This window comes from Achromobacter kerstersii (assembly GCF_902859595.1).
GTDB lineage: Bacteria > Pseudomonadota > Gammaproteobacteria > Burkholderiales > Burkholderiaceae_B > Achromobacter > Achromobacter kerstersii.
In genome coordinates this window covers 1-9,357 of the sequence record NZ_CADIJQ010000027.1, presented here as the reverse complement: position 1 = coordinate 9,357, position 9,357 = coordinate 1, and the positions used below count along the sequence as shown (strand labels likewise).

General features: G+C 63.7%; 9 protein-coding genes. 3 read left to right on the top strand and 6 right to left on the bottom strand.

Annotated features, from left to right (window positions below; translation table 11 throughout):
• The 6 genes from HV765_RS31550 to HV765_RS31525 all read right to left on the bottom strand — a co-directional run.
• Positions 1-323, bottom strand: a 323-nt coding sequence (locus HV765_RS31550) for an MJ0042-type zinc finger domain-containing protein (protein ID WP_175172180.1), incomplete at its 3' end; no start/stop codon positions are given.
• 26 nt (positions 324-349) lie between these two features.
• Positions 350-1,276 (bottom strand): 50S ribosomal protein L11 methyltransferase, encoded by a 927-nt coding sequence (gene prmA, locus HV765_RS31545; protein ID WP_175172178.1) that lies wholly within the window; start codon positions 1,274-1,276, stop codon positions 350-352.
• A 137-nt stretch (positions 1,277-1,413) separates the two neighbouring features.
• Positions 1,414-2,760, bottom strand: coding sequence for an acetyl-CoA carboxylase biotin carboxylase subunit (gene accC, locus HV765_RS31540; RefSeq protein WP_054427251.1), 1,347 nt, complete (start codon positions 2,758-2,760; stop codon positions 1,414-1,416).
• A gap of 9 nt (positions 2,761-2,769) precedes the next feature.
• Positions 2,770-3,225, bottom strand: a complete 456-nt coding sequence (accB, locus tag HV765_RS31535) for an acetyl-CoA carboxylase biotin carboxyl carrier protein (RefSeq protein WP_054427250.1) — start codon at positions 3,223-3,225, stop codon at positions 2,770-2,772.
• Between the two features lie 87 nt (positions 3,226-3,312).
• On the bottom strand, positions 3,313-3,747 hold the full coding sequence (gene aroQ, locus HV765_RS31530; protein ID WP_006226654.1) for a type II 3-dehydroquinate dehydratase: 435 nt from the start codon (positions 3,745-3,747) through the stop codon (positions 3,313-3,315).
• 89 nt (positions 3,748-3,836) lie between these two features.
• Positions 3,837-4,370, bottom strand: a complete 534-nt coding sequence (locus HV765_RS31525; RefSeq protein ID WP_054427371.1) for a TlpA family protein disulfide reductase — start codon at positions 4,368-4,370, stop codon at positions 3,837-3,839.
• Positions 4,371-4,464: 94 nt separating this feature from the next.
• Here HV765_RS31525 and mpl point away from each other — a divergent pair, with 94 nt between their 5' ends.
• From mpl to HV765_RS31510, 3 genes are all read left to right on the top strand, one after another.
• Positions 4,465-5,835, top strand: coding sequence for a UDP-N-acetylmuramate:L-alanyl-gamma-D-glutamyl-meso-diaminopimelate ligase (gene mpl, locus HV765_RS31520; RefSeq protein WP_175172176.1), 1,371 nt, complete (start codon positions 4,465-4,467; stop codon positions 5,833-5,835).
• A 52-nt stretch (positions 5,836-5,887) separates the two neighbouring features.
• On the top strand, positions 5,888-6,490 hold the full coding sequence (locus HV765_RS31515; protein WP_054427248.1) for a YqiA/YcfP family alpha/beta fold hydrolase: 603 nt from the start codon (positions 5,888-5,890) through the stop codon (positions 6,488-6,490).
• Positions 6,491-6,563: 73 nt separating this feature from the next.
• Entirely contained in the window at positions 6,564-8,474 is a 1,911-nt protein-coding gene (locus HV765_RS31510; RefSeq protein WP_175172174.1) for a ribonuclease catalytic domain-containing protein, read from the top strand.
• Positions 8,475-9,357 lie beyond the last annotated feature (883 nt).

The following is a 9,357-nucleotide window of genomic DNA, read 5'->3' as shown; positions in this document are numbered from 1 at the left end:
GGCCGCGGGGCAACGTAACGAGGCGGCTCCGGCACATCGACGGGCCGTGCGGGTGCAGGCGGCACGTATGCAGGCGGTGCCGGCGGGGCAGCCCGCGTTGCCAGCACCGGCGCGGCAGCCGCCGCCGCGGGCTGCGTCGCAGGCGGTGCGACGGGCGCGGGCGGCAATGTCGTCGGGGCGCCTGATTCCGGCAGCAGGCAGGCGCGGCCGTCAAACACCGTTGAGCAGGCGCCGCAGCGCACCAGGCCATTGCGGACTCGAAGCTGGTCAGGCACCACCTTGAACGAGGTGCCGCACTGGGGGCAGCGGGTAGTCAGAGCCATGTGATGCAATCCTGCCTGGGTTGCGCTCAGGCTTTCTGGCCGTGCAGGCAAACCCAGCCGTCGCGCGCACGCCAAACCGACATGGCCATCCACGGCGCATAGGCGGCGGCCACTTCTTCGGCCTGGCGTTCCAACACGCCCGACAGCACCAGATGACCGCCCGCCGCCACGCGGCCAGCCAGCATCGGCGCCAGCACCTTCAGTGGGTTGGACAGAATGTTCGCGACGACGACCTGGAACGTGCCATCGGTCAATGCGTCGGGCAGCATGGCTTGCAGTTCAACCCGGTTGACCTCGGCGTTATAGGCGGTGCTTTGCACGGCCTGCGCGTCGATGTCGACCGCCAGCGTCGGACCCGCGCCCAGCTTGCGCGCGGCAATCGCCAGAATGCCCGAACCGCAACCGTAGTCCAACAAGGTCGCGCCCGCGGGCAGCTCGGCTTCCAGCCAGGCCAGGCACAGATGCGTCGTGGGGTGGCTGCCGGTGCCAAAGGCCAGGCCGGGGTCCAGTTCGATATGGATGGCGCCGTCTTCGGCAGCGGCCGGGTCCAGGCCCGGCACGTCGGGATTATCGCGGTGCCAGCTGGGCACAATCCACAGGCGTTCGGCAATGTGGATGGGCCCGAACTGCGATTGCGTCAAACGCACCCAGTCGGCGTCCGGCACATCACGCAGGCTCCAGCCTTCGAATACTGACGCGTCCAGCTCGCCCGCGGCGGCGGCTTCTTCCATGATCTGCGCGGGATCGGCTCCGTCGGGCAGCAGGGCGACGACGCGGTTGCGGTCCCAGGCTTGCACGTCTGGCTCGGTGCCGGGCTCGCCAAACAGGGGACGTTCAACGTCAGTGCCGAAGTCGGCGTCTTCCACGGACACGGACAGCACGCCCGCTTCCAGCAGCGCGTCCGACAGGGCTTCGGCCTGCGCCTCTAGGCAATGGAGCACGAGTTCACGCATGATTATTCTTCCATCTGGTCATCGGGCCGCGGCGCATGCCGCGGCCCGATGACCGTAAAACATTAAAAGGCCCCGAAGGGTTTTTGCCGCGGGCAGGCCCAAAGGCAAAAAGGGGCCGCGAGGCCCCAGGTGGTCGGTCAGGGACGCTGAGCCAACTTGTTTTCCAGATAGTGGATGCTGGTGCCGCCTTCAATGAAGCGGGCATCTTGCAACAGCTCGCGATGCAGCGGGATGTTGGTCGAAATGCCTTCCACCACCATTTCCGACAGCGCAATGCGCATGCGGGCCAGCGCCTGGTCACGCGTGTCGCCGTACGTGATGACCTTGGCGATCATCGAATCGTAGTTCGGCGGCACGAAGTAGCCGTTGTACGCGTGCGAATCGATACGCACGCCCGGGCCACCCGGCGTGTGCCAGTTGGTGATACGGCCGGGGCTGGGCACAAAGCGGAACGGATCTTCCGCGTTAATGCGGCATTCGATCGCATGACCCTTGAACTGGATGTCGCGTTGACGCAGCGTGAACTTCTCGCCGGCAGCAACCAGAATCTGCTGCTGCACCAGATCAATACCGGTGATGAGTTCGGTGACCGGGTGTTCGACCTGGATGCGGGTGTTCATTTCAATGAAATAGAACTCGCCGTTTTCAAACAGGAACTCGAACGTGCCCGCGCCGCGATAACCCATCTTGCGGCAAGCGTCGGCGCAGCGGTCGCCGATGCGCTCGATGGCGCGGCGGGCGATGCCGGGAGCCGGCGCTTCTTCGATGACTTTCTGGTGACGGCGCTGCATGGAGCAGTCGCGTTCACCCAGCCAGACGGCGTTGCGGCCGCCATCGGCCAGCACCTGGATTTCCACATGGCGAGGGTTCTCGAGGAACTTCTCCATATAGACTTCCGGGTTGTTGAACGCGGCGCCCGCTTCCGAACGCGTCATGGTGACGGCGTTCAGCAGCGCGGCCTCGGTGTACACCACGCGCATGCCACGGCCACCGCCGCCGCCTGCCGCCTTGATGATGACCGGGTAACCCACTTCGCGCGCAATGCGGATGATTTCCTGCGGATCTTCGGGCAACGCGCCCTCGGAACCGGGCACCACCGGCACGCCCGCTTCGATCATGGCGCGCTTGGCGCTGACCTTGTCGCCCATCAGGCGAATGGTGTCGGGACGCGGGCCGATGAAGACGAAGCCACTCTTTTCGACGCGATCGGCGAAGTCGGCATTTTCGGACAAGAACCCGTAACCCGGGTGAATTGCCTCGGAATCTGTCACTTCGGCGGCCGAAATGATGGCCGGCATGTTCAGGTAGCTGTCACGCGACGGCGCGGGCCCGATGCACACGGATTCATCGGCCAGGCGCACGTACTTGGCTTCGCGGTCAGCCTCGGAGTGCACGACCACGGTTTTAATGCCCAGCTCACGGCAAGCGCGCTGAATGCGCAGGGCGATTTCGCCCCGATTGGCGATCAGGATTTTTTCGAACATTTTCAGCTATCAGCCAATGACGAACAGGGGTTGACCGTACTCGACGGGCTCACCATTTTCGACCAGGATTTCTTTGATGACGCCGGACTTGTCGGCTTCGATTTCATTGAGCAGCTTCATGGCTTCAATGATGCACAGCGGGTCGCCTTCCTTGACGGTGGCGCCCACGTCGATGAACGGGGCGGCGCCCGGGTTCGGCGAACGGTAGAACGTGCCAACCATCGGCGCCTTCACGACGTGGCCCTGGATGACCGGGGCGGCTTCGGCGGCCGGAGCGGCGGGCGCTGCGGCTTGAGCCACCGGTGCGGCGGCTGCGCCGGCTTCGGGCTGGTGGTAAGCCACCGGCTGCAAGGTCTGCGAGAACTTGACGATGCGTACCTTGCCTTCGCCTTCGGTGATTTCCAGCTCGGCGATACCCGATTCAGCCACCAGGTCGATCAGGGTTTTGAGTTTTCGAAGGTCCATAGAAGCTGCTTCCCGAGATAGTGTCGACGGCGTCCCAGCGTGGGGTCCGCGCCGTATAAGATGTAAAAGCTGTGAGTTGGTGCGAGATCAGTGCCGCACTGCGTAACGCAGAGCCGCCTCGTAGCCGTCCGCGCCGAGGCCGCTGATAAGGCCTATCGCCAAATCGGACAGATAAGAGTGATGCCTGAAGGGCTCTCGCTTATACAGATTGGACAAATGTACTTCAATAAATGGGATCGCGACCCCAGCCAGCGCATCGCGAATTGCGACGCTGGTGTGCGTATAAGCCGCCGCGTTGATGATGATGAAGTCTGTGCCGTCTTGCCGGGCCGCCTGAATGCGGTCAACCAGCGCGCCTTCGTGATTGCCTTGCCAAGCAGTCAGCTTGGCGCCCAGTTCACCTGCCAGCAATTCCAGGCGCTCATTGATCTGGGGCAGCGTCAAACTGCCGTAGATATGAGGTTCCCGGGTGCCGAGCAGATTCAAGTTCGGGCCATGCAATACCAGTATGTTTTGCGCCATGCGCTTGCCAATGAGTGGTTTGCCAATTGTTGGCAAAACAGCCGATAAACCAGCTTTTTACGCCAATTCCTATTATTTGTCCAACAGACTTACGCCTTAAGACTGGATAGGGTTTGGTTCAGATCATCTGGCTGGATTTCGCCCAGTATCTTCCGGTTAATTCCGCCATCAGCGTTGAAAACAAGGGTAAAAGGCAGGCCGCCGCTGGGATTTCCAAGCTTGCGCAGCGTATCAATGGCCCCGGCGCCGATCACCCACAGCGGGTAGGAAACTTGCACTTTCTCGACAAATTTTTGCATGTTCGCTGCGGTATCGACACCGATGCCGACAAAGCGGATATGCGGATACTTTTTCTGCAAGGCGTCGAGTTCGGGCATTTCCTTCACGCACGGCGCGCACCAGGTTGCCCAGAAGTTGACCACCATGGGCTGGCCCTTGAAGTCGGCCAGCGAATGCGTTGCGCCATTCAAGTCGGGCATCTGCAATTGCATCAGCGCGGGAATGGGGTCACTTTCGGCGGCCGGCGCTGCCGCGTTCTGGGATTTGCGGCCCATCAAAGTAAGGCCGCCCGCAACCGTGGCGGCTACGGCCACGCCGGCGGAAAGAAGTAGGCGTCGATTCATGGCGCGATCATAACCGCTGCCGCCGTTTTGCGCGCAATGGGCCGGCATGGCCAGCACGCCGCTATATATACAATGCAGGACAGGAGAATTTTCAATGCACCTGCACATTCTTGGCATCTGCGGTACGTTCATGGGCGGCTTGGCGCTGATCGCGCGCGCCGCCGGCCACAAGGTCACGGGTTGCGACGCGGGCGTGTACCCGCCGATGAGCACCCAGCTATCCGAACAGGGAATCGAGCTGATCGAAGGATTCGGCGTCGACCAGATGGCGCTCAAGCCTGACTTGTACGTGATCGGCAACGTCGTCAGCCGCGGCAACCCGCTGATGGAAGCCATTCTGGAATCCGGCGCGCGTTATGTGTCTGGCCCGCAATGGCTGGGCGATAACGTTCTGCCCGGCCAGCACGTGCTGGCGGTGGCCGGCACCCATGGCAAGACCACGACCAGTTCAATGCTGGCCTGGATATTGGAAGCCGCAGGCCTTGCGCCCAACTTCCTGATCGGCGGCGTCGCGCAGGATTTGCAGGTGTCGGCCCGCTACGACCCGGCGCGCCGCCCGTTCGTGATCGAGGCGGATGAATACGACACGGCGTTCTTCGACAAACGGTCGAAGTTTGTCCACTACCGTCCGCGCACCGCCATCCTGAACAACCTGGAATACGACCACGCCGACATCTTCCCCGATCTGGCGGCCATCGAGATGCAATTCCATCATTTGGTGCGCACCATTCCCGGCTCGGGCCGCATCGTGCGCCCCACGCATTCTGATGCGCTGGACCGCGTGATTGCGCGTGGATGCTGGTCGGAAACCGTCACGTTCGGCGCCGATGGCGCCTGGCAGGCCACTGCGCCCGATGCCGACAGCGCATTCGGGGTGCTGCGCAATGGCGTCGAAGCGGGCACGGTGCGCTGGTCGCTCTCCGGCGAACACAACCGCATGAACGCGCTGGCGGCGCTGGCTGCGGCCGAGCACGTGGGCGTGACCGTGCAAGACGGCATCGCGGCGCTGACGCGCTTTGCCGGCGTGAAGCGCCGCATGGAACTGCGCGGCACCGTCAACGGCGTCAAGGTCTACGATGATTTCGCGCACCACCCCACCGCCATCGCCACCACGCTGGAAGGCTTGCGCCGCCAAGTGGGATCAGCGCGCATCCTGGCCGTGCTGGAACCGCGCTCGAACACGATGAAGCTGGGCACCATGGCCGCCCGTCTGCCCGACGCGCTTGTCGACGCGGACCTGGTGTTCTGCTTTGGCGCCCACAGCGGCAAACACGCGCTGGGCTGGAATCCGGCCGACGTACTGGCGCCCCTGGGCGATCGGGCTTCCAGTTACGATGACATCGATGCATTGGTCGCGGCCGTAACCGCCGCCGCCCGCCCGGGCGACCAGGTTCTGGTCATGAGCAACGGCGGCTTTGGCGGCATCCACGGCAAGCTGCTGAATGCGCTGGAAGCGCGCGGCTGAAGCCACGGCCAGACGCCAAGCCCCCAGGCCACACCCACCGGACGAGCACGAAATGATTCTCTACCTGCATGGTTTTCGCTCCTCGCCGGATTCATTCAAAGCCCGCCTGATGGCCGACGCCATGGCCCAGCGCGGCTTGGCCGACGCCTGGGCATGCCCCCAACTGCCTGCCAGCCCGCGCGAGGCGATTGACCTGGCCATGGGCATTGCTCAGCGCCAACTCGCCGGCGCCGACAGCCCCCGCGCACTGACCGTCATTGGCTCGTCGCTGGGCGGTTTCTACGCGACTTGGCTGGCCGAGCAACTGGGCTGCAAGGCGGTGCTGTTGAACCCGGCCGTGCAAGCCGCGCGTGACCTGGCGACCCAGGTCGGCGAACACCACATGTATCATTCCAACGCGCCGTTCGTCTTTCTGCCCGAATATGTGGACGAATTGACGGCCATCCACGCCCCTCGCATCACGCAGCCTGACCGGTACTTCCTGCTGGCGGCAACGGGCGACGAGGTGCTGGATTGGCGTGAAATGCGCGATCGATACGCAGGCTGCCCCCAGCGTATCGTGCAAGGCAGCGACCACGGCTTGTCCGATTTCGAACAATGGATGCCCGAGGTGCTTGAATTCGCCCTTGGCGACAAGCAGGTTCGCCCCCAATAATCAGTACCAGACCTCAACACTCTATATAGCTGCGCAAGGCGGCGCGTGCGCGCCGCCCAGGAAGATCCCCACCATGTATGTGTTTTACGAAGACGACGGCAGCTTCAAGGCCGGCAACATCCTGTCCGAGACCGACGCCAGCCTGCAGGTGGAGTCGGAGTCGGGCAAGCGCAGCAAAATCAAGCGCGCCAACACCCTGTTCAACTTCGCGTCGCCGGAACCGGCCACGCTGATGAGCCAGGCGGCGGCCGCTGCCGAGGCGCTGGACCTGCAATTCCTGTGGGAATGCGCGCCGCAAGAAGAATTCGACACGCCCACGCTGGCCGCGGATTATTTCGGCCACGCGCCCACGCCCGTGGAACAGGCCGCGTTGCTGATGCGCCTGCACGGCGCGCCGGCGTACTTTCATCGCCGTGGCAAGGGCCGTTACCGCCCTGCCCCGCCCGACATCCTGGCTGCTGCCCTGGCCGCGCTGGAAAAGAAGCAGCGCCAAGCCGAGCAGCAGCAGGAATGGGTAGACGAGATGGCCGCCGGCCGTCTGCCGGAGCCCATCGCTCAAGCGGCGGAGTCGTTGCTGATTCGCCCGGACAAGAATTCGCAGCAATGGAAAGCGCTGGACGCCGCGTGCGCCAAGTTGGGCAAAAGCCCCGACCGCCTGCTGCTTGAGCTGGGCGCATGGCCGCACGCGCTGGCGCTGCACAAGCGCCGCTTCCTGGCGGTGAACTTCCCGCGCGGGCTGGAATTCCCCGAACTGGAACTGCCGCCGCTTGACCGCGAACTGCCGCTGTCGGACGCCGAAATCTATTCGGTGGACGATGTCACCACGACGGAAATCGACGACGCGCTGTCCGTCACGGAGCTGCCCGACGGGCGCCTGCGTGTCGGAGTGCACGTGGCCGCCCCGGGTCTTACCGTGACCCGCGACAGCGAATTCGACAAGCTGGCCCGCGCCCGCCTGTCCACGGTCTACATGCCGGGCGACAAAATCCCGATGCAGCCGGACAACGTCATCAAGGCGTTCTCGCTGGACGCCGGCCGCGAAGTGCCGGTGCTGTCACTGTATGTGGTGGCCGACCCGGAAACGGGCGAGATCTTCGAATCCGAAACGCGTCTGGAACGTGTGGTGGTGCGCGAGAACCTGCGCCACAACATGCTGGATTCGCAAGTGACGGAAGCCAGCCTGGCTGACCCGTCGGCGGACATTCCGTACGGCCACTGGCTGCGCCCGCTGTGGAAGCTGGCGCAAGCCTTGTCGGCGCAGCGCGAGAACGTGCGCGGCAAGCCCGAGAACAATTCGCGGGTGGAGTACAGCTTCTATCTGGATGGCAATCCGGACGATCCGGACACGCCGGTGCGCCTGGTGCCGCGCCAGCGCAATGCGCCGCTGGACCGGATGGTGGCCGAATACATGATTCTGGCCAACAACCAATGGGGCGGTTTGCTGAACCAGCACGGTGTGCCGGGCATCTACCGTTCGCAGCAGGCGGGCCGCGTGCGCATGAGTACGCAGGCGCTGCCGCACGAGGCTATCGGCGTGCCGCAATACGCCTGGAGCACGTCGCCGCTGCGCCGCTATGTTGACCTGGTCAACCAATGGCAACTGATCGCGGCGGTGGAACACGGGGTGTCTGCCCGCTTGGTGGCCCCGTTCAAGCCGCGCGATGCGGATTTGTTCGCGATCATCGGCGCGTTCGATGCGCAGTATGCGGCGTGGGCAGAGTTCCAAAGCGCCATGGAGCGCTACTGGTGCCTGCGTTGGCTGAAGCAGCACAACATAACCCGGACGGTGGCGCATGTATTGCGTGACGATCTGGTGCGCTTCGCGAATGCGCCGCTGGTGACTCGGGTGGGTGGGATGCCTGAGTTGGAGCGGGGGACGGCGGTGGAGATTGATATTTTGGGAATGGATGAGTTAGGGCTGGAGTTGGATTGCAGATACGTGGGAGAGGTCAGTCCTGCTTTGGGTGCTTCTGACGGGGCTTGAAGTTATTTGGGTCGTGGTGAGCGGAATCGTGGTGAGCGGAATCGTGAGGCTTAGATTGGCGGGCTTCGTGGGTATTTGATCTTCGGGGGTTGGCAATCTTCTGGACGTTGTCGATCTTCGGGAGGTTGTCGATCTTCGGGAGGTTGTCGATCTTCGGGAGGTTGTCGATCTTCGGGAGGTTGTCGATCTTCGGGAGGTTGTCGATCTTCGTAGGTCGCCCATCGTCGCAGTGGCCCTGACTGTGCGCGCCCACGATTGCGGTCCGGAGCCTTCGCTCCGGACTGCCCCTTCGTCATCTTCGTCCAGGCCTTCGGCCTTCCCTTCAGATTCCCTCGGGCGCATCAAGGTTGCGCACAGTCAGGGCCACCGCGCCGACGGGCTGCCGATGTCTTGGCCTGATGCGCTGCTAGGGTGTGCCTTAGTGACGAGTGCTGCGGGGCCCGCCGAGTGCCGGCCGCGCGGGCGGCCTTACTCGGCATACGCGTCGGTGGTCGTTTGAGCGATGTTCGCTTTCGCGAATGCTGAGAACTGTTTGCTAGGGGTCCCCCACGATTGTGGGGGGAGGTAGAGGGGTGGCGCGCGTCCGCCACTGCCTTGCGCGTGCCGACCCGTCGCGCGCCACCGCACCGGAGTTCAACGGGTGACAGTGCCCCGAGGGATGGATGAAGCGCGGCAAGCCATCAAGAAGAACTCGAACAAAGCCGCCACACGCGAAGCGAACATCGCAACGACGCACCCCGACGCGTAAGCTCCACAAGGCCGCCCACGCGGCCTGTGGTGGTCAAGTTTTAGTGGACACGTCGATAGGTGTTTTTTGGACGCTGGCTGGCTTCATAGGCAGCCGGCGTCAGATAGCCCAGCGTAGAGTGCAGCCGCCGGGTGT

Excerpts from the sequence above, each read along its gene's own strand:
- prmA (WP_175172178.1), bottom strand. The coding sequence starts at position 1,276 with ATGCGTGAACTCGTGCTCCATTGCCTAGAGGCGCAGGCCGAAGCCCTG.
- accC (WP_054427251.1), bottom strand. The coding sequence starts at position 2,760 with ATGTTCGAAAAAATCCTGATCGCCAATCGGGGCGAAATCGCCCTGCGC.
- accB (WP_054427250.1), bottom strand. The coding sequence starts at position 3,225 with ATGGACCTTCGAAAACTCAAAACCCTGATCGACCTGGTGGCTGAATCG.
- aroQ (WP_006226654.1), bottom strand. The coding sequence starts at position 3,747 with ATGGCGCAAAACATACTGGTATTGCATGGCCCGAACTTGAATCTGCTC.
- HV765_RS31525 (WP_054427371.1), bottom strand. The coding sequence starts at position 4,370 with ATGAATCGACGCCTACTTCTTTCCGCCGGCGTGGCCGTAGCCGCCACG.
- mpl (WP_175172176.1), top strand. The coding sequence starts at position 4,465 with ATGCACCTGCACATTCTTGGCATCTGCGGTACGTTCATGGGCGGCTTG.
- HV765_RS31515 (WP_054427248.1), top strand. The coding sequence starts at position 5,888 with ATGATTCTCTACCTGCATGGTTTTCGCTCCTCGCCGGATTCATTCAAA.
- HV765_RS31510 (WP_175172174.1), top strand. The coding sequence starts at position 6,564 with ATGTATGTGTTTTACGAAGACGACGGCAGCTTCAAGGCCGGCAACATC.